The organism is Rhizobium sp. YS-1r (assembly GCF_000757525.1).
Classification (GTDB): domain Bacteria; phylum Pseudomonadota; class Alphaproteobacteria; order Rhizobiales; family Rhizobiaceae; genus Neorhizobium; species Neorhizobium petrolearium.
This window is the reverse complement of sequence record NZ_JPYQ01000055.1, coordinates 550,731-571,590: the sequence shown is the minus strand read 5'-3', so window position 1 is coordinate 571,590 and position 20,860 is coordinate 550,731. Positions and strand designations below refer to the sequence as shown.

15 protein-coding genes are annotated in these 20,860 nt (G+C 62.0%); 6 read left to right on the top strand and 9 right to left on the bottom strand.

What is annotated here, in order from left to right; genetic code table 11:
• The first annotated feature begins 403 nt into the window (after window positions 1-403).
• On the top strand, window positions 404-2,344 hold the full coding sequence (locus JL39_RS25500) for a M23 family metallopeptidase (RefSeq protein WP_037157193.1): 1,941 nt from the start codon (window positions 404-406) through the stop codon (window positions 2,342-2,344).
• Window positions 2,345-2,350: 6 nt separating this feature from the next.
• Here JL39_RS25500 and JL39_RS25495 read toward each other — a convergent pair whose 3' ends face one another.
• Window positions 2,351-3,259 carry an LD-carboxypeptidase gene (locus JL39_RS25495; RefSeq protein ID WP_037157190.1) on the bottom strand — a complete coding sequence of 303 codons (909 nt, stop codon included), beginning with the start codon at window positions 3,257-3,259 and terminating at the stop codon, window positions 2,351-2,353.
• A 61-nt stretch (window positions 3,260-3,320) separates the two neighbouring features.
• Window positions 3,321-5,921 (bottom strand): ATP-dependent chaperone ClpB, encoded by a 2,601-nt coding sequence (gene clpB / locus JL39_RS25490; protein ID WP_037157188.1) that lies wholly within the window; start codon window positions 5,919-5,921, stop codon window positions 3,321-3,323.
• A gap of 274 nt (window positions 5,922-6,195) precedes the next feature.
• Here clpB and JL39_RS32015 point away from each other — a divergent pair, with 274 nt between their 5' ends.
• Entirely contained in the window at window positions 6,196-6,366 is a 171-nt protein-coding gene (locus JL39_RS32015) for a hypothetical protein (RefSeq protein WP_161784801.1), read from the top strand.
• A gap of 99 nt (window positions 6,367-6,465) precedes the next feature.
• Window positions 6,466-6,924 carry a DUF1772 domain-containing protein gene (locus JL39_RS25480; RefSeq protein ID WP_037157184.1) on the top strand — a complete coding sequence of 153 codons (459 nt, stop codon included), beginning with the start codon at window positions 6,466-6,468 and terminating at the stop codon, window positions 6,922-6,924.
• A gap of 150 nt (window positions 6,925-7,074) precedes the next feature.
• Here the strand turns inward: JL39_RS25480 and JL39_RS31300 are convergent, their stop codons facing one another.
• The 7 genes from JL39_RS31300 to JL39_RS25445 form a co-directional block, all read right to left on the bottom strand.
• Window positions 7,075-7,860 (bottom strand): DUF4167 domain-containing protein, encoded by a 786-nt coding sequence (locus tag JL39_RS31300; RefSeq protein WP_081952984.1) that lies wholly within the window; start codon window positions 7,858-7,860, stop codon window positions 7,075-7,077.
• 302 nt (window positions 7,861-8,162) lie between these two features.
• Window positions 8,163-9,026: a peptide chain release factor N(5)-glutamine methyltransferase gene (gene prmC / locus JL39_RS25470; RefSeq protein WP_037157180.1), complete on the bottom strand. Its 864-nt coding sequence runs from the start codon at window positions 9,024-9,026 to the stop codon at window positions 8,163-8,165.
• Window positions 9,023-10,105 (bottom strand): peptide chain release factor 1, encoded by a 1,083-nt coding sequence (gene prfA / locus JL39_RS25465; protein WP_037157179.1) that lies wholly within the window; start codon window positions 10,103-10,105, stop codon window positions 9,023-9,025. Before prfA ends, prmC begins: the two co-directional genes overlap by 4 nt.
• 275 nt (window positions 10,106-10,380) lie before the next feature.
• Window positions 10,381-12,648, bottom strand: coding sequence for a phosphoenolpyruvate--protein phosphotransferase (ptsP, locus tag JL39_RS25460; protein ID WP_037157364.1), 2,268 nt, complete (start codon window positions 12,646-12,648; stop codon window positions 10,381-10,383).
• Between the two features lie 83 nt (window positions 12,649-12,731).
• On the bottom strand, window positions 12,732-14,006 hold the full coding sequence (locus tag JL39_RS25455) for an aspartate kinase (protein ID WP_037157177.1): 1,275 nt from the start codon (window positions 14,004-14,006) through the stop codon (window positions 12,732-12,734).
• Between the two features lie 228 nt (window positions 14,007-14,234).
• Window positions 14,235-15,026 (bottom strand): SH3 domain-containing protein, encoded by a 792-nt coding sequence (locus JL39_RS25450; protein ID WP_052183104.1) that lies wholly within the window; start codon window positions 15,024-15,026, stop codon window positions 14,235-14,237.
• A gap of 145 nt (window positions 15,027-15,171) precedes the next feature.
• Window positions 15,172-16,224, bottom strand: coding sequence for a LacI family DNA-binding transcriptional regulator (locus JL39_RS25445; RefSeq protein ID WP_037157175.1), 1,053 nt, complete (start codon window positions 16,222-16,224; stop codon window positions 15,172-15,174).
• Window positions 16,225-16,373: 149 nt separating this feature from the next.
• On the opposite strand from JL39_RS25445, the gene JL39_RS25440 reads away from it, so the two are divergent.
• The 3 genes from JL39_RS25440 to JL39_RS25430 are packed head-to-tail and all read left to right on the top strand — an operon-like array spanning window position 16,374 to window position 20,822.
• Entirely contained in the window at window positions 16,374-17,474 is a 1,101-nt protein-coding gene (locus JL39_RS25440) for a glycoside hydrolase family 88 protein (RefSeq protein WP_037157174.1), read from the top strand.
• Window positions 17,471-18,307, top strand: a complete 837-nt coding sequence (gene kduI, locus JL39_RS25435; RefSeq protein WP_081952982.1) for a 5-dehydro-4-deoxy-D-glucuronate isomerase — start codon at window positions 17,471-17,473, stop codon at window positions 18,305-18,307. Before JL39_RS25440 ends, kduI begins: the two co-directional genes overlap by 4 nt.
• Before the next feature lie 13 nt (window positions 18,308-18,320).
• Window positions 18,321-20,822, top strand: a complete 2,502-nt coding sequence (locus JL39_RS25430; RefSeq protein ID WP_037157172.1) for a hypothetical protein — start codon at window positions 18,321-18,323, stop codon at window positions 20,820-20,822.
• Window positions 20,823-20,860 lie beyond the last annotated feature (38 nt).

Genomic DNA, 20,860 nt, shown 5'->3' with positions numbered 1-20,860 from the left:
GCCGCCCTCGTCAGTGACACGGCTTATAGAAGCTCACCCAAGATGAAGTCAACACATCAATTCTGGAATTTCCAAGAAAAACGACATGCATTTGATTTACAACGATAATTTCCGCATTTCCTCGGAAAGCCAGCTTCCCTGGCGACCTCGGGACCCGTTTCGAGGCCGGAAAACACCGGGCTTCGGCACCGTGCCCCAAAACTGCCCCGACAAATTCACAATCTCATGGTTAGCAAAGCTTAGATGGGGATTCGAAGGGCGAATTCAAGGTTGCACGCGTTTGCAACCAGGCCGATTTGACTCTCCAGGCTGAAACGGGCACATGTTTGGCCCAAGGTTCCACGGGCAGATTGAACCCTGTCCGCGGTTACAACGAGTATCAGGGGAACTGGCTTAGACTGGCATGATGACGGCCCGCAGCACGATCCGCTCGCTCGGCAACGAACCGCCGATCCTCGCCGACGGCCGTCGCGCTCCCGATCGCCGTGAGATTTCCCTCCGTTGGCTTTCCGGCACCTTTCTGACCGGCATCACGTCCTCGATCCTGATGGGTGTCGCGCTGTTTGCGGCGTTGGATGGACGCCAGCAGCTCGCCATTCCGGCCGAAGCTTCCGCCTCCGTCCCGAACGATGATTCCGACACCGCGTCGCGCGGCAAGCGCCTGCTCGGCGGCAACATCGTCGCCATGCCGACGGACCGGAAGATCATGGAGGTTTCCACCGTCGTCAATGAAGGCAGCAAGGAAGTCGTCCGCCGCAGGCCTTTTGCGTATGTGAAGATGAACCTTGCCGCAAATCACGTGGCGCAGGAGGATTATCCGGCCTTCGACCCGCTGACGATTTTTTCGTCCAGCGAGGCGCTGCCGCCGCCGGCCGCACGTGCCGGCACCATCTACGGTTCCAACGTGGAGTCGGAAGTCAGCCTGCAGACGATCCCTTTCCCTAGCAGCGGCAGCACCTATGCCTACGCGCCGGCGATGACGCTGGAGGAAGTGGAGGAGAACGTCCGTTCCAACGGTTCGGTACTGACAGACGGCGATAGCCAGCTTTCGGCTCTCTACTACGTCGATCCTCAGCGCTTCTCATCCAAGGACGACAACAGCGACCTCGACATCACCGCCGGTCTCTCGGCGCGCATCGTCGAAGAGAATATCTCGGTTTCGGCGCCGGAGCCGATCACCTCGCACACGCGCGAATATGCCGATGACATCATCCCGATCCGCAAGGCGGAGACCGTCGCCCAGGCCATGATGGAAGTCGGCTATCCGGAGGGCAAGGCGCGGGAGATTTCCGGTTACCTTCAGTCACAGACCGGAGAAGCAGATCTTGGCCCTGGCGATGTGCTGCGCATCGGCGTGATCCAGGAAGGCGACATGGTTCTGGTCGTCCGCGCGAGCGTTTACCGTCGCAGTAAGCATCAGGTTACGGTTGCCATCGACGATCATGGCCGTTTCGTCGCCGGCGAGGAGCCGCCGATGCTGGATGCCGTCGCCTCCGCCTTCAGCGAACAGCCGCCACAGATCGCCACCAGCCGCGAACTGCCGCGCGTCTATGACGGTATCTATCGTGCCGCTCTCTCTTACGGCATGAGCAAGGAAATGACGGGGCTGCTTGTGAAACTGCTCGCAAGCAATGCCGACCTCCAGGCCCAGTTGAAGCCGTCGGACAACATCGAAGCGTTCTTCTCCGTCACAGATGAAAAGGGCCAGGCGGACAAGAATTCCGAATTGCTCTATGTGAGCGCTCACTTCGGCGACACGACGACCCGCTTCTATCGTTTTCAGAATGCCGACGACGGCTCGATCGACTATTTTGACGAAAACGGCAAGAGCATCCGGCAGTTCCTGCTGCGCAACCCGGTCCCGAACGGCCGCATGACGTCGGGCTTCGGCATGCGCGGCCACCCGATCCTTGGGCGAGCCCTTATGCATACCGGCACCGACTGGGCCGCGCCGCGCGGCACCCCGATCATCGCGACCGGCAACGGCGTCGTCGAAAAGGCCGGCTGGGATTCCGGCGGATACGGCAACCAGACGATCATCCGCCATGCCAACGGTTACGAATCCTCCTACAATCACCAGAGCGCGATCGCTTCGGGAGTTCGCGAAGGCGCAAAGATAACGCAGGGCCAGGTGATCGGTTATGTCGGCTCGACCGGCCAGTCCACCGGTTCCCACCTTCACTATGAGCTGATCGTCAACGGCACGAAGGTCGACCCGATGAAGGTGCGGCTACCGGGCGGCAGTTCGCTTAAGGACAAGGCACTCGCCCGTTTCGAGGAAGAGCGCAAGCGCATCGACGCATTGCTCGACATCCAGCCATCCGATGAACTCGCCAGCCGGTGAGTTCGCTCAATAATCGACAGTAAGCGTGCGGGCATCAGCGTCCAGGACCGCCATGCCGCCGATAGGAGTGGTCAGCGCTCCTTTACCGTGACCGAACGGAAGCCCCCCTAATACGGGAATGCCGAGCGCGCGGATATGTTCGTCGATGATGGCGATGATCGCCTCGCCCTTCTCGCGGTTCGACAGCGTGAATTGCCCGGCGGCTATGCCCGCGATTCCGTCCAGGGCTCCCGATTTCATCAGCAGGGTCAACATACGATCCGTAAGCCCGGGCATGCAATCCACGGCTTCGATCAGCAGGATCGCGCCGTCGAACGAAGGAAGTCCCCAGCCGATCATCGTCGCCAATGTCTCGAGATTGCCACCGATCAACCGACCCTGCGCCCGGCCTGACGTCGTCGTCTTCGCGCTGACTTCATCGTCGCGGGCCGTGAAAACGATCGTGCCTGCCTCCATCAGGAAGCGCATCAGGATATCGGTATTGGAGGGACCCTGCCCGCCGTCATCGCCATAAAGCGTGCCATGCAGACCGATGAGACCGCAGCGCCGCATCAGCATCATGTGGATGGCCGTGATATCGCTGAACCCCAGAAGGGGTTTCGGGTCGCGCCGGACCGCATCGAAATCGAGACTGCCTGCTATTCTGTATGAGCCACGGCCGCCACGTGTCGCAAAAACCGCCCTTACCTGCGGATCGGACAGGGCCTGATTGAGGTCGGATAGACGCTGCTCATGCGTGCCGGCATAAAGACCGTGCTCGGCAAAGGCATAGGTGCCGAAATCGACATCGAAGCCCATGCCCCTCAGGCGCTCTGCCCGCTTCAGGATGAGGTCGCGATCCGGCGTACTTGCCGGCGATACGAACCTGATCTTGTCGCCCGGTTTGATTTTCGATGGAAAAAGCGGCTCGGACATGTCGCATCCCCCTATCCCCAAATGAAAAAGGCCGCCCCGAAGAGCGGCCTTGGGAAAGCGGTTACGCCGCCTCGCTGACTTCCCGCTTGACGCGGAAGAGCAGCCGGTCGGATCCGGAGCTGACCGCGACGGTCGAGCCGTCCGGGACTGAGCCGCCCAGGATCTGCTCGGCGAGCGGATCCTGCACGTATTTCTGGATCACCCGCTTCAGCGGCCGGGCGCCATACACAGGATCATAACCCTTGTCGGCCAGCCATTCGCGGGCATCCTCGCCGAGCTCGATCGTGATCTTGCGTTCCGCCAGAAGCGCGACAAGCCGCTTCATCTGGATGTCGACGATCGCCCCCATCTCGCTGCGGGCCAGGCGATGGAACAGGATGATCTCGTCGACGCGGTTCAGGAATTCCGGACGGAACGAGGCCTTGACCACATCCATCACCTGGTCGCGGACGCTGTCCACATCCTCGCCCTCGCGCAGATTGGTAAGGTATTCCGCGCCGAGGTTCGAGGTCATGATGATGATCGTGTTCTTGAAGTCGACCGTGCGGCCCTGCCCGTCCGTCAGACGCCCGTCGTCAAGCACCTGCAGGAGGACGTTGAACACGTCCGGATGCGCCTTCTCGATCTCGTCGAACAGCACCACCTGATAGGGTTTGCGGCGGACAGCCTCCGTCAGCGCGCCCCCTTCGTCATAGCCGACATAACCGGGAGGCGCACCGATCAGCCGGGCGACCGAGTGCTTCTCCATGTATTCCGACATGTCCATGCGGATCATCGCCGTCTCGTCGTCGAACAGGAAGCGGGCGAGTGACTTCGTCAGCTCTGTCTTACCGACACCGGTTGGGCCCAGGAAGATGAACGAGCCGATCGGCCGGTTCGGGTCCTGCAGGCCGGCGCGCGAACGGCGAACCGCACGCGAGACCGCCTGCACGGCATCGCCCTGGCCGACGACGGACTTCGCCAGTTCGTCTTCCATCCTGAGCAGCTTCTCGCGCTCGCCTTCCAGCATCTTGTCGACCGGAATGCCCGTCCAGCGGGAAACCACATGGGCGATTGCATCCGGGGTGACGACTTCCTGCACCATGGCATTGGTCGAGCCGTCCTTGGCTTCGGCGTCCACGAGACGCTTTTCCAGATCGGGGATCACGCCATAGGTCAGCTCGCCCGCGCGCTGGTATTCACCCTTGCGCTGGGCAGTCGCCAGTTCGTTGCGGGCCTCGTCGAGCTGCTTCTTGAGGTCGGCAGCAAGACCGAGCTTCTGCTTTTCCGCCTGCCAGCGGGCCGTCAGCGCATCCGCCTGCTCCTCGAGCGAGGTGACTTCGCTTTCGAGACGCGACAACCGGTCGGCCGAAGCGCTGTCGGTTTCCTTCTTCAGAGCCTCGCGCTCGATCTTCAGCTGCATGATGCGCCGATCGAGTTCGTCGAGCTCTTCGGGCTTCGAATCCACCTGCATGCGAAGTCGCGAAGCGGCTTCGTCCATCAGGTCGATCGCCTTGTCCGGCAGGAATCTGTCGGTAATGTAGCGGTTGGAAAGCGTCGCAGCCGCCACCAGGGCCGAATCCGAGATGCGGACCTTGTGATGCTGTTCGTATTTCTCCTTGAGACCACGCAGGATCGAGATCGTGTCCTCGACCGTCGGCTCGTCGACCATGACCGGCTGGAAGCGGCGGGCAAGTGCGGCGTCCTTTTCCACATGCTTGCGGTATTCGTCGAGCGTGGTCGCCCCGACGCAATGCAGCTCACCGCGGGCAAGTGCCGGCTTCAAAAGGTTGGAGGCATCCATCGCGCCTTCGGACTTGCCGGCGCCGACCAGCGTGTGCATCTCGTCGATGAACAGGATGATCTCGCCGTTTTCCGATTGGACTTCGTTCAGCACGCTCTTCAGGCGTTCCTCGAATTCGCCGCGATATTTCGCGCCGGCGATGAGCGCGCCCATGTCGAGCGCCATCAGCTTCTTGTCCTTGAGGCTCTCGGGAACGTCGCCGTTGACGATCCTGAGCGCAAGGCCTTCCGCGATCGCCGTCTTGCCGACGCCGGGCTCGCCGATCAGCACAGGATTATTCTTGGTGCGGCGGGAAAGGACCTGGATCGTGCGGCGGATCTCGTCGTCGCGGCCGATCACCGGATCGAGCTTGCCGTCGCGGGCCTCCGCGGTGAGATCGCGCGCATATTTCTTCAGCGCCTCGAAGCCCTGTTCCGCATTGGCGCTATCGGCTGTGCGGCCCTTGCGGATATCATTGATGACCTGGTTGAGACCCTGCGCGGTAACGCCTGCCTTCTTCAAGGTCGCGGACGTCGAAGCCGAGCTCTCGATGGCAAGCGCGAGCAGCAGGCGTTCGACGGTGACGAAACTGTCGCCGGCTTTCTTGGCGGCGTCTTCGGCCGTTGCAAAAACCTTGGCAAGGGGCTGGGAAAGATAGATTTCACCGCCGCCGCCGGAAACTTTCGGAAGCTTTGCAAGCGCGGCATCATTGGCGATGCGGGCTTCCTTGGCGCTGCCGCCGGCGCGCTCGATGAGCGAAGACGCCATGCCCTGGTCATCGTCGAGCAGGACCTTCAGCACGTGCTCGGGCGCGAACTGCTGATTACCGGCAGCAAGCGCCTGCGTCTGCGCCGACTGCAGGAAGCCGCGGACTCGCTCGGAATATTTTTCGATGTTCATTCTCTGACCTCCAGTGATCGACCTGCCCTACTTTAAGGCACAAGCCGATGATTGAGATTGAGCTCCCTCAAAGGCGAGCCCGGCCGGCGGCAACCGGCTTCGGATTGAGATATGGTAAGCGATTTTGCGGATTTAAAGGACCTGCCGGGAGCTTTTGATCCAGCCTGAAGGCACGCCTGGAATGGCCGGCGGCAGGTCCGGGCCGAAATGGAAAGCCACCTCGGAACGATCCGGCATTCCTGCCATTGATCCAGAGCAGCAGAAGGAGGCATTGATGGCGAGCAAGCTCGTGTGGGGAATACTTGGCGGTACGGTGCTCGGAGCGGCGTTCGGTCAAATCGGCGGAAACACCGGCATTGGAATCGCAATATGCATCGCGGTCGGCGCTGTTGCAGCCGGAGTTTGGCACTATCTTGAGACACGGCAAGGGCATCGCAACCTTTAGCCCGTTTCTCGGGTGGAAGTTTCCCTTCGCAGTCTCACCCCTGTGGGAACGGACCGCCCCTGAATAGCGTGGACTTCTGGCCAGAAGGAGGGAAGATCGATGGCGATCAGGATCGTCCAGTTTCTCGCGATTATCATTTCCGCACTGGCACTTATTCCGTCGGGCGCGCATTTGGCCGCCTTGCCGAACAAGATCGCGCTGGCTCAAGCCGAATATTTTTCCATCCAGGGCATCTACTACGGGTGGGCGTTTCTCGGAACGCTTTGGCCGGCTGCCATGATTGCAAATGGAGTGCTGGCCTTCATGGTCCGCTCGCAGCAGCGGCCATTCTGGTTTGCGCTACTTGCCGCACTTTGTTTCGTGGCCATGCTGGCAATTTTCCTTCTTTGGACATTGCCGGCCAATCAGGCGACCGAGAACTGGACAACAGCGCCGGAAAATTGGCAGGTGCTGAGGCAGCAGTGGGAGTATTCCCATGCGGTCAATGCGTTGATCGTGTTCGTAGCCCTCTGCCTCTCGTCCCTCTCGGTGGTTTCGTGGCGGCCGGGCGCTTCATAGGACGTACGATAGCCACTTCGGCCGGCGGTGAACCTGGCCGCTGAACATGGCAAGCACTCCGTCCCCTCGCCTGACTGAGCCCTCCAAAACGCAAAAAACTCCGGCTTGCGGCCGGAGTTTTTCGATAATGCGCAATTCTGCAGCCGAAGCTTACTCGCCGGCAGCTTCTGCAAGTGCCGGCTGGGTGTCGTCGTTGGCGGTTTCACCATCCTCGGCGCTCTTGCGCGGCTGGCGACGCGGACGGCTCGCTGCCCGGCGGCGCGGAGCCCGTTCCGCCGGGGCTGCGGCATCTACCTGTTCGGCCTGTTCGACCACGACTTCCGCTGGAGTGCCTTCGATGACGGGTTGCGGACCGGAACCGTCAACGACGGTCGGCTGCTGCTCGGCCACGGCGGGCTGCTGCTCCCGGCGTTCCTGCCGATCCTGCCGGCGATCGCGGCGCTGGTCGCGGTCGCGCCGGTTCTCGCGCGGCTGCTGGTCCTGGGCCTGGTCGCGCTGTTCGCGGCGCGGCTGCTGTTGCTGCGGTGCCGGAGCTTCGTCGACGACCGGCTGCTGGCCGAAACCGAGTTCATCCGTATCGCCGGCTTCCAGATCATCCTGATCCAGCATGCTGCCGTCACGGTCCTGATCGCCGCGATCGTCGCGATGAAAGCGATCCTGCATCTGCGCCTGAGCGGCGGCTATGATGCGGTTATAATGTTCTGCGTGCTGCAGGTAGTTCTCGGCCATGACCCGGTCGCCGGCGCTCTGCGCATCGCGGGCAAGCGCTGAATATTTCTCAGCGATATGCTGGGCGGTGCCGCGGATTTTCACGTCCGGGCCGGAACTGTCATAGCTCCTGCTGAGAGGATTGCCGCCCTTGTTACGGTTGAAGTTGCCGCCGCCATTGTTACTGCCGCGCCCTCGACCGCGTTTGTTCTGCTGTCCTGGCCTCATCTATCGTTCACCAATTCTCTGTCTTCGCTGATAAGGGGCCACGCGGCCATACCGGACCATGCCGGAACAAGACTTCGCGTGCCGCGCACAGGGCGAACAAAGCGTCCTGCCGCTTGTGAAAGTTAAATTAACTGAATCACGCACCGGGAATTGCTCAACCTTCGCAACTCTTCGAAAAGAGCAGGATCAAGGGTTGACCTATAACCCGAACGAATCGCTGTTCATTCCCAGCCGTCCCAGTGCGTAGCTCGCAAGCTATCCCGCTTCCTTCGGAAATCCAAGCCTTTTCTTCACTATGCAAATCAGGCCTCTTTCACGGTGAATACGAGAACACGATCATTGTCACCGTAGTCACATTTTGCCTGCGCCAGCTTGAAGCCGGCCGAGCGAAAAATCGCGGCCACAGTTTCCTTCTGATCGAACCCGATTTCGACGCCGATAACGCCGTCCTTTTCGAGAAAATTCCCAGCATCCGTGGCGATCGCGCGATAGGCAGCGAGCCCGTCCGGCCCTCCGTCCAACGCCGCCGAAGGATCGAAATCCCTTACTTCCGGTTCCAGTACGGGGATAACATCACTCCGTATATAGGGCGGATTTGACACGATTATGTCGAAACGCCCGGAAATGTTCTCGAACCAGTCGCTTCGGATTGCCTCAAATCTCTCCGACAATCCCAGTCGCGCTGCGTTTTCAGCCGCTGTTTTCAACGCATCTTCCGAAATATCGCTGCCGATTCCTTGCGTCTCCGGACTTTCCTTCAACAACGCCAGAATGATCGCGCCTGTGCCGGTGCCGAGATCCAGGAGGCGTGCCGCGCCCTTGGCTGCGACAATCTGCCTCAGATAGGGAAGCACCGAATCCACCAGGATTTCGGTGTCCGGGCGTGGCTCCAGCGTTTCTTTCGAAATCAGCAGATCCACCCCGTGGAATTCCCGTGAACCTAATATGCGATGCACGGGCTCCCGTTTCAAGCGCCGTTCGACAGCATTTGATATCCGGGCGAGTTCATCCTCCGTCAGCACCCGGTCGCCGCCGGTGAAGACTTCTGTGCTCGTGAGCTTGAGCAGGCCGCCGATGAGAAGCCTTGCCTCGATCGCCGCATCCGGCAGGCCGGCTTCCGAAAACCGGTTTCTCGCCTCCGTGACCGCCGCGGACAGCGTCGTCATCCCTGTTGTTCCCCGATCTGTGCGAGCTGGCCGGCCTGGTAATCGGCGATCAGCGCATCGACCACCTCGTCGATCTCGCCCTCCATCATCCGGTCGAGCTTGTAGAGCGTCAGGTTGATGCGGTGGTCCGTCACCCGGCCCTGCGGAAAATTATAGGTGCGGATACGCTCCGAACGGTCGCCGGACCCCACCTGGCTCTTGCGGTCGGCGGAGCGTTCGCTGTCGGCCTTTTGCCGCTCCATGTCATAAAGCCGGGAACGCAGTACCTGCATCGCCTTGGCGCGGTTCTGGTGCTGCGATTTTTCCGAGCTGGTGACGACGATGCCCGTCGGCAGATGCGTAATGCGCACCGCCGAATCCGTTGTGTTGACGTGCTGGCCGCCGGCGCCCGAAGAGCGCATCGTGTCGATACGGATATCTTCCGGACGGATTTCGACATCGATATCCTCCGCCTCCGGCAGAACCGCCACCGTCGCCGCGGACGTGTGGATGCGGCCGCTTGCCTCGGTGTCGGGCACACGCTGCACCCGGTGCACGCCGGATTCGAACTTCAGCTTGGAAAACACGCCGCGGCCGGTGATCGTCGCGATGATTTCCTTGTAGCCGCCGGCCTCGCCTTCACTTGCCGAAAGCACCTCCACCTTCCAGCCATGCGTACTGGCATAGCGCTCGTACATGCGGAAGAGGTCGCCGGCGAAAAGCGCCGCCTCGTTGCCGCCGGTGCCGGCACGGATTTCCAGAATGGCGCTCTTCTCGTCCGCCGCATCCTTTGGCAGGAGCAGGATCTGCATGTCCTTTTCAAGCGCCTCGATCCGCTCTTCGGCCTCCGGCAGCTCCGCTTCCGCCAGCTCGCGCATCTCCCGGTCCGTCGCCTTGTCGGCCAGCATGGTTCGAAGATCGGCAACTTCCGCGACCGTCTTTTCATATTCGCGGATCTTGCGCACGACCGGCTGCAGTTCGGAATATTCCGACGCCAGCTTCACATAGACATCGGCAGCCGGACCTTCCGACATGCGCGCCTCGATCTCGCCGAAACGGCGCTCCAGTTCGCGCATCTTTTCAACAGGAAGCTTCGCCACCCTTTGAACTCCATTTTTTCATTCTGCTTGCTAGAGCATCAACACCAAAAGTGAAAGCCGGTTTCCATGTCGTTTCCCCTCACTTGCGATTTCTAACACTTAGCTAAAGCTAAGATGTTGAAATCGCTTTCTCTCCCATGAGGGGAGAGATACCGATGCCGCAAACTCGGCGCCCTACCTCTCCCTTGGTGGGAGAGGTAGAAAAATCAGCATCTTAGCTGAAAGCTAAGTGCTGGATTTTTCAGGTGACGGGGAAGGCCGCCCATGAAACCATTTCAAACCGGAATATTGTGAGCCTCGGCGAACCGGACAAGCAGTTCGCGGATAGGCTCCGACGATCTGGTGTCATCGAGCGCAGCGTTCAGCTCGGCCGCCAACTGATCTGCGTCGAGTGCCAGAAGCATGGCCTTGACAGGACCGATCGAGGTCGCCGCCATCGAGACAGAACGGTAACCGAGCCCGACCAGTGCCATGGCCGAAAGCGGCTTGCCCGCCATTTCGCCACACAGCGTCACAGACGTCTGGTTGCGCTCACCGGCCCGCGCAATATCGCGAAGGATGCGCAAGAACGGCTTTCCAAGCAGATCGAACCGATCGGAAACCCTTGCATTGCCGCGGTCGGCCGCCATCGCGAACTGAAAGAGGTCGTTCGATCCGACCGAAACGAAATCCACTTCCGCCATCAGTTCGTCGAGCTGCCACATCAGCGCCGGCACTTCGAGCATGGCGCCGAACTGCAGCTTTCGCGGCAGGCTATAGCCGAATTTCGAAAGGTGCTGCACTTCCTTCTGCAGCAGGTCGCGCACCGCATGAAGCTCCGAGACTTCGGTCACCATCGGCACCATCATCCTGAGCTCGCCGCCGGTGGAAGCCCTGAGGAGCGCACGAAGCTGGGTGCGCAAAAGCCCGGGCCGGTCCAGGGCAAGGCGGATCGCCCGCCAGCCGAGCGCCGGGTTTTCCTCTTCATGGCTGCGAAAATAGGAAACGACCTTGTCGCCGCCGATATCGAGCGTGCGGAAGGTAACGGGACGCCCGCCAGCCTGCCGCATCACGTTGCGATAGAAGTTTTCCTGCTCTTCCAGCTTCGGCATGGTGGAAGCGATCATGAACTGCAGCTCGGTGCGGAAGAGGCCGATGCCGTCCGCCCCCGATTCCGCCAGCTGCGGCAGATCGACCATCAGGCCGGCATTCATCTGCAGACTGATGCGCTTGCCGTCCTTTGTGAACGGTTCGACCGACCGCAGCGCCCGGAACTGCTCCTGCCGGCGGGCTCTCAGCCGTACCTTTTCCTCGTACGCCTTCTGCAGGTCCGACATCGGCCTGAGATGAATCTGGCCGTCGTCACCGTCGATGATGATCGGATCACCGTTTTCGGCAAGCGCCACGACGCCCGCCGCCTGCCCCACGACCGGAATGCCCATGGCGCGCGCCACGATCACCACATGGCTTGTGACCGCCCCGTCTTCGAGCACGAGGCCGCGCATCCGCTCGCGCGGGTAGTCCAGAAGCTCCGCCGCCCCCATGGCCCGCGCCAGGATGATCGCGTCGACCGGAAAGCCTTCTTCGGTGAGACGACCGGAAAAGCCAGTCAGTTGCCTGAGCAACCGGTTGGCGAGATCGTCGAAATCGTGCATCCGCTCGCGCAGATAGGGATCGGTGAGGCGCATCATCCGCGCCTTGGTATCGCTCTGCACCTTCTCGACGGCCGCTTCCGCCGTCAGTCCGTTGTGGATCGCCTCTTCCATGCGGCGGACCCAGCCCTGGTCATGGGCGAACATGCGATAGGTTTCGAGCACCTCGCGATGCTCGCCCTCCTGCGACACTTCACGGCGCGACAGCATGTCGTCGATCGAGATGCGCAGCGAACCGAGCGCCTCGGCCAAGCGCTGGATTTCCTTGTCCGCGTCCTCGTTCAAGAGGTTGGTCACGACGATGCGCGGCTCATGCAGCACCACGTGGCCAAGCCCGATGCCTTCGTTGTAGCCGTCGGCTTCGATCGTCACGGCGCGGGTGAGGTCGAGTTCGAGCCCCGGTCGGGTGATCTTTTTCAGTTCTCCCGTCGCGATCATCTCGGCAATCACCATGGCGGTGGTTTCCATCGCTTCGACTTCGTCTTCGCGATAGTTTCGGCTTGCCTTGTTCTGGACGACGAGAACGCCCAAAGTGCGACCGGCGCGCAGGATCGGCACGCCGAGGAAGGAATGGTAGATCTCCTCGCCCGTTTCCGGCAGATATCGGAAGGCGGGATGCGACTGGGCATCGGAGAGGTTGAGCGGTTGGGCGGAGGCGGCGATGGTGCCGACCAGGCCCTGGCCCATCTTCAATTGCGAAAGGTGGACGGCCTCCTTCTTCAGGCCTTCGGTCGCGTAGAGTTCGAGCACGCCGTCGGAGCGGAGCACATAGACCGAGCAGACCTCGGCGACCATGTTGCTGGCGATCTGCCGGACGATGCGGTCAAGGCGCTCCTGTGGATCGAGCGGCTCCGCCATCAATTCGCGCAGCCGCTTCAGAAGAACGCGCGGACCCGCCGACAGGTCTCTCATCGGCATCAGTGCTCCCGAACCCAGTCATTAAATCCGGAAGACGGCGCGCCGAACTCTGGCCGGCGCGCCGAACCGGCTCACCATCAACTCTTATCGAGACCGTAGGCGGAATGCAAAGTCCGAACTGCGAGTTCGGAATAAGCACCGTCGATCAGGATGGAAATCTTGATTTCGGAGGTCGTAATGGCCTTGATGTTGATGCCTTTTTCGGCAAGTGCCTTGAAAGCGAGCGCGGCCACGCCCGCATGACTGCGCATGCCGATGCCGATGACCGACACCTTGGCGAGACCTGATTCGCTCTGGGCGACGTCGAAGCCGATCGTTGCCTTGTTTTCATCGAGCACCTTCAGCGCCTTCTGCACGTCTCCGGAAGGTACCGTGAAGGTCATGTCCGTCTTGGAACCGTCTTCCGACGTGTTCTGCACGATCATGTCGACATTGATATGCGCTTCGGCGAGCGGACCGAAGATCGCGGCCGAGACACCCGGCCGGTCGGCGAGCCGCCGGAGCGAAATCTGCGCTTCATCCTTGGCATAGGCGATGCCGGTGACGACTTCCTGTTCCACGATTTCTTCCTCGTCGCAAATCAAAGTGCCGGGCGGGTTCAGAAGGTCGCCCATGCCCGGCGCATCGGGATCCTCGAAACTGGAGCGCACGAAGGTGCGGACCTTGAACACCATGGCGAGCTCGACCGAACGCACCTGCAGGACCTTCGAGCCGAGGGAGGCCATTTCCAGCATTTCCTCGAAGGAGACCTTCTTCATGCGGCGCGCCTTCGGCTCGATGCGCGGGTCCGTCGTGTAGACGCCGTCAACATCCGTATAGATGTCGCAGCGGTCGGCCTTGACGGCGGCCGCGATCGCAACCGCGCTCGTGTCGGAACCGCCGCGGCCGAGCGTGGCGATCCGGTTGTCAGGCCCGAGTCCCTGGAAACCGGCGACGACGGCGACCTGCCCCTCGCCCATCCGCTTGATGATCTCGGAACCGTCGATCTCCAGGATGCGCGCCGCGCCATGGGCATTGTCGGTGCGGATCGGGATCTGCCAGCCCTGCCAGGAGCGGGCGTTGATGCCCATGGACTGCAGCGCGATCGCCAGCAGTCCGGACGTCACCTGCTCGCCGGAGGCGACAACCGCGTCATATTCGCGGGCGTCGTAGAAGGGCGAGTTGGCGCCGGTCACTTTCGGCGCGTCCTGCACCCAGCCGACCAGCTCGTTTGTCTTGCCGGACATGGCCGAGACGACGACCGCCACCTCGTGGCCGGCCTCGACCTCCCGTTTCACATGGCGCGCGACGTTGTGAATGCGTTCGAGATTGGCGACGGAGGTGCCGCCGAACTTCATGACGATGCGAGCCATACGACCAAAACCACTGTCTCACCCGGGCCTTCGAGCGCCAGGGCGTCTGCTTTCGAACCACGTTAAATCCCGCCTTCCATGACAGGATTGTCAAGTTGGGCGGTCTATTATCGAAAAGGGGGGAAAGGCGCAATGGGCAGGATATATATGGCCGTCAGTCGGAACGGCCGCCCGCAAATGAAAACCGCGCGGCCATCGGTCACGCGGTTTTGATAGAATGACGGATCGTCAAGGCCTCAATTGGCAGCCGATACCGGATTGGTCGCACTTGCTGTTGGAACGCTCTCGTCTGTCACGATCGCGGCTGGAGTCGCGCTCAAAGCGTTGTCTGTCGCCATCACGCGAAACACGCTCGCTCTCTCTTTCCCGCACTCGCTCGACCTGCTCGCGGTTTCGTTCCTGCTCGCGTTCAATACGGGCCCGTTCTCTATCGCGATCGCGGTCCCTATCGCGCCACTCTTCGCGCGCTCTGTCGCGATCCCAACTGGGCGGACGGATATCGCTCCTTTCCCGCTCCCAGCGGGGCGGCCTTGGCGGCGAAGGCGGATCCCAACGGTCGCGGTCGCGTTCCCAACGCGGCGGCGGGGGCGGAGGCGGATTGCGGCTCGGCTCCCACGTATAGCGACGCCAGCGGTCGCGGTCGCGGTAGAAGTCGCGGTCGCGATAATAGCGGCCCCAATAGGTGTTGATGTCGAAGGTGATGATCGGAATGCCGAGCGGGCGATAATATTGCGGCCCGACATAGACCCGGTCGGATCGGTAGCTGGCCTGCACATAATTGCCCGACACCCAGCCGCGTCCGCCATAGAACGAGACGTCGCACCAGTTGACGCTGTTCATGCAGCCGTTGATGGTGACGGGCGTGCCGACCGGGATGACGGTAACAGCGGGATAGCCGGTGCTCGGCCCCGACCGCATATTGACATTGGCCGTCGCGAAACCACGCACGGCCGCTTCCGCCAGCGACGGCGCCACGAACAGAGCGCAAAAGGCCGCAACGGACATCAGAATCTTCTTCACGGGGGCTTCCTCCTGAGAAACCGTAGTTGTCCGAACTGACATTATCGATCTGCCGTGCGATTGCTTTGCGGCTTATCAATGTTCGAGACGCGCCCATTGTTCCAGTACACCTCTGAACGGCGCATGAATGTCCCGTTGGCTGGCGTTAAGGCTTCCTCGCGGGTCCTGTAGATTGCCGTTCGGCAATATGGCAGGCGAGTTCTATCCGCCGCGTCGGCGTGGCGAAGCCGGACATGGCGTCGCGGAGCAGGTCGAGCGCCACCGCGCCGAGCTCGCGCATCGGGATATGCATCGTCGTCAGCGGCGGATTGAGGAAGGCCGCCTGCGGCAGGTCGTCCATGCCCATGACGGAGACATCTCCCGGAACGGTGTGGCCCATCTGCTGCACGCCCATCATCGCGCCGACGGCTAGACTGTCACCTGCTGCCAGTACCGCCGTGAAATCGAGACCCTTCCTGCGCAACCTCTCGCCGATCGCCTGGGCCGCCAGCTCCGGCAGCCAGTCGTCCACCGGCAGGACCAGATCGGCCGGACACGGCAGGCCATGGTGGAGAAACGCGTCCTGCCATCCTTCGCGCCGCCGGTCGATGGTGCTTCGCCCGGGACGCATGAGGAAGAGGATGCGCTGATGGCCGAGCCGGATCAGATAATCCGCCGCAAGCCGCGCCGCCGAGCGATTGCAGGGCGTCACGCTCGAAAGCCGCATGTAGGGATCGTCGCCGTTGATGAGGACAACCGGCTTGCCAAAACCGCGGGTGGCGGCCAGCATGCCTTCGTCGTCGACGGTCAGGAACAAAAGCCCTGCCACATCCGGGTCGGCGCGCGCCTCTTCCAGCACGAGCTTCTCTTCCGCCTCGTCGGCGACGGCGCGCGTGACGATTTCGAGCCCGAGCGCCTGCGCCCGGTCCCTCAAGCCTTCGAGCACGTAGAGCGTGAACTGGTTGCGCACGTAGTCGATCATGGCGGCACTCGAAGCGGCGAGCACCACCTTCTTGCCGGCAACGGGTGTCGGCACGGTGTAGTTGATGTCCTTCGCCGCCTCCAGGATGCGCTGGCGGATATCGGCGCGCACCCCCTTCTCGCCGGCGAGCGCCCGCGAGACGGTGCTCAGCGAAACACCGACCTTTTCCGCGATGTCTTCCAGCCGAACCCGACGGCTCTTCTTGCCGCGTTTGCCCGGAGTGATTGAGGTTGCCATGCCATCCTCCCCGTAAATTGGACACCAGACTGCAAAAAATTTTCATATTGCGCAATCAATTTTCAGATGTTTTCATGAGGCTACCGTTCGGGAGAGACGGATCGACAATGCTGCGCCCACATGGCTGCAGCGAAGGGAGGAGTTGCATAATGGGCCTTTCAGCCCGGGATATCCGTGAAAAGCTTGACCGCCTGGTGGCCGGTATGACCGGCCTTCGCCACGATGGCCGCTTCCACGAACCCAATCTCGACGGCACCGCCGGCGACTATATCTCCTTCGATAGCTGGGAATGGCCGCAGGGCGTCGGCCTCTATGGCCTGATCCGCCTCTGGCTGTTCACCGGCCGCGACGATTTGAAGGCCCTCATCGAAAATTGGTATGCGGCCCGCATAGAAGCCGGCCTCCCCTCGCTCAACGTCAACACCACCGCTCCTATGCTGGGCTTGTCCGTGCTCTGGCGGGAGACGCGTGATCCGCGCTGGCAGCCGGTTCTCGATGCCTGGGCGACCCACGTCATGGCCGGAATGGGCCGCACCGAGGAAGGCGCCTTCGAGCACCACGTTTCCGACAAGGTCAACGACGGCGAACTCTGGGACGACACGCTTTATATGGTCGCCCTCTTCCTCGCCTCCTACGGCCAGGCGAGCGGCCGCACCGAACTGGTCGACGAAGCCGCGAGGCAGTTCCTCGTCCACACCCGCTATCTCGCCGACAAGAAGACCGGGCTCTGGTTCCACGGCTGGACGTTCCGGGGCCGGCACAATTTCGCCGAGGCCCGCTGGGCCCGCGGCAATGCCTGGATCACCGCCGGCATGCTGGATCTCTTCGACCTCGCGGAAATGCCGAACCCGGTGAAGGACTACCTCCTTGGCGTGCTGGTGGCACAGGTGAACGCGCTGCTGCCGCTGCAGACCGCCTCTGGCGCCTGGCGCACCCTCATCGACGATCCCTCCTCCTACGAGGAGATCTCCGCCACCGCCGGCTTCGGTTACGGCCTGCTGAAGGGTTATCGCCTCGGCCTCGGCACGCACGAATGGCGCGCCGCCGGCCTCAAGGCCGTCGAGGCAGTGCTCGCCAATATCGATGACACCGGCACCGTGCTGAATGTCTCCTACGGCACGCGCATGGGCCACGACCTGCAATTCTATCGGGACATTCCGATCCAGCCGACCGGCTACGGACAGGCGCTTTCCATTCTCTGCCTGTCCGAAGCGCTTCGGCACGTGGACGCGGGAGAAAAAACGGCATGACGATGAAAGTGCTTTACGGGGCAGGCCCCGACGACATCAAGACCTATGACACGGCCAGGCTGCGCGCCGAGTTCCTGATGGAAGACCTGTTCCAGGCCGACAGGGTGAGCTTCACCTATACCCATGTCGATCGCCTGATCCTCGGCGGAGCCGTCCCGGTTTCCACCACGCTGACTTTCGGCTCGGGCGAGGAGATCGGCACCCCCTTCCTGCTTTCCGCCCGCGAGATGGGCATCGCCAACCTCGGCGGCGCCGGAACCATCACCGTCGACGGTAAGAGCTTTACGCTGGAAAACCGCGACGTGCTTTATGTCGGCCGCGGCGCGCAGGAAATCTCGGCCGCCAGCGCATCTGCTGAAAAGCCCGCCCGCTTCTACATGAATTCCGTGCCGGCCGGCGCCGATATCCCGCATCGCCTCATCAAGCGGGCGGAATCGAAGCCGCTCACGTTCGGCGAGGCCAGGCGTGCCAACCTGCGGAATCTTCGGATGTACATCCATCCGGAAGTGGCGCCATCCTGCCTGCTTCTGCTTGGCATCACCGATCTCGCCGAAGGCAGCATCTGGAACACCATGCCGCCGCACCTGCATGAGCGCCGCATGGAAGCCTATTGCTATTTCGACCTGCCCGACGAAGAGCGGGTCATCCACTTGATGGGCCGCCCGGAAGAGACGCGCCATCTCGTCGTGAAGAACCTCGACGCCGTGCTCTCGCCAGCCTGGTCGATCCATATGGGCGCTGGCACGGCGCAATACGCCTTCGTCTGGGGCATGACCGGCGAAAACCAGGAATATAACGACGTGGCCCCCGTGGCCCTCAGCGAACTGAAATAAGTGCGGACCTGACATGAACCCTGAAGCAAACTGGATGCGGAAGACCTTGAAGCCGGGCGAAGCGGTCCGGTACTGGCAGCTCGGCCGCACGGCGCAGGAACGGTTCGACGTGCCGGACGCGCCGATGAAAGGCGAAATGGACCCGTTCTTCTTCCTGACCAAGGTGAAGAACTTCATCCCGCACGAATATCCCTGCCGCACCATCTTTGCCGAGACCTATCGGGGAAAAAGGCCCGACGTGCGCGGCGAGTTCGAGGCCGCCCGCTGGTGGCTGCCCTTCGGTTCGCCGCGTCTCGATCTTTCCGGCTTCTGGTTCCGCCCGACGCGGCTCGCCACCTTTACCCGCACCTATATCGAAGCCGAGGCCGCCGGCACTGCAAAAATCCGCCTCGGCACCTGCGGCGGCGCAGTCCTCTGGCTGAATGGCACCGAGATCGGCTGGATGGCGCCCTATAGCCGTAACCTCGAAGCCAAGCAGGAATTCGACCTTCCGCTGACCGCGGGCCTCAATGAAATCGTCCTCTTCTTCGACGATCTCGCCGAGCGCGATGCGCGCTATTTCTACCAGTTCGACTATCTCTCCGGACCGACCGTCAATGTCGCCATCCCCGTCCCGGTCGCGGGCCACGTCGCCGAAAGCCTCGAAACGGCGCTCGACGGCATGCATCTCGACCGCCAGCATTATTTCGGCGGCGATATCACCGTTCTCTTCGCCGAGCCGCTGCCGATCGAGGTCGAAGTCAACGTCGCGATCGAAGGCGACTTCATGTCGCGCGAGCGCTTCGATTTCGATTTCACGCTGCCGGCCGGTGCCAAAAGCCTCAACATCGGCGCATCCGAGAAGGCGCCTGCCGATTTCCGCCACCTGCGTGTGACGTTGAATGCCGGCGGCTTCATCGCTTCCCGCTCGGTCGGCGTCGAAATCTGCCATGCCGCCCGCCAGGGTGAGGCCCCCGCCTCCCTGTCTGATCGCATCGCCGAAACGCTGGATGAAGTCTCCGAATATTCCGAGCGCGATACCGTCCGCGCCTTCGCCCGTCTCGCCAGCGGCCGCGCCGGCGCCGACACGGATGCGATGATCGAGGAAATCCTGCCGACGATCGAGGACTGCCACGACTGCGCGGATTTCTCGCTCGTGCCGCTCATCTGGTCGCGCACCGTATGGGGCAAGGATATCAACCAAAAGACCCGTGCCCGCATCGATGACGCCATCCTCAGTTATCGCTACTGGATGGACGAGCCGGGAAATGACGTTCAATGGTATTTCTCGGAAAATCACGCCCTTCTCTTCCATACGTCGGCCTATCTCGCCGGCCACCTCCTCCCGGAAGCCACCTTCGCCCGTTCCGGCCGTAAAGGTTCGGAGCAGGCGAAGGTTGGCGCGGAGCGCGTCCGGGCCTGGCTCGACCATTTCGAGAAGTGGGAAATGGCGGAGTTCAACTCCGCCCCCTATTTTCCGATCGACCTCAAGGGCCTCACTGCGCTCGCCGCCCTTTCGCCGGACAGGGATATCGCCGACCGGGCCAAGGCCGGTATCGTCCGTCTGTGCGAAATCATCGCCCGCTCCGCCCATCATGGCATGGTGACCGCAGCCCAGGGCCGCTCCTACGAGCACACGCTCTGCGCCGGCCGCTCGCTGGAGCTTTCCGCCGTCGCCCGTCTTCTCTGGGGCAAGGGTTTTTACGGCCGCCGCGTCCATTGCCTGCCGCAGATGGCCGTCTGCCTGCGCGACCACGGCCTCGAAATCCCCGCCTCCTTTGCGGCAATCGCCGATCATCGCGACGCAAGACATCAGGAATGGCGCTTCGCCCAGGGCGAGAACTCCTTCGCCGCGCTTTATCATTATAAGGGCGAACATTTCGCCATGGGTTCGACGGTCCATTACCGTTGGGACGAATGGGGTTACCAGGAAACCGTCCTGCATCTGCGCCTCGGCGACAAGCCGGAAGCGGCGATCTGGATCAACCATCCGGGCGAGACCATCCAGTTCGGCTATGGCCGGCCCTCCTATTGGGGCGGCTGCGGCACCATTCCGCGTGCGCAGCAATACCGCGGCCTCGCGATCCTCGAATTCACCACCTACGAGGAACAGCCGGATTTCACCCATGCCTGGTTCCCGAAGGCGGAATTCGACGAAACCCGCGTGTCCGGCAGCCTCGCGCTCGCCCGCTCGGGCGATGGCGCCGTTCTCTTGCGCGCCGGCTCCGACCTCATTCCCATCACTGAAGGTCCGTCGGCCGGCGCGGAACTGCGCCAATATGGCCAGAAGACCCGCTGGATCGTCCGCGTCTGCGAGGCCGACGATCTGGCCTCTGTCGAGAGCCGCTTCGGCGGCCTTGCAGCAAGGCAGGAAGCCGGCGGCGCATTCCTTGTTGAAGACCCGGAATATGGTACCGTCCGCTTCAAGGCCGACGGCACGATAGAAGCGGAAGGCCGCGTGATCACACGCGCCGATTATACCGTGAAGGGCGAGGCGAAAATGCTGGTCCCGCCTGATCGGCGCATGCAGGTTTAAAAAGCAAGGACGGGAGGAGGCCCCGTCCATAAAGAGGA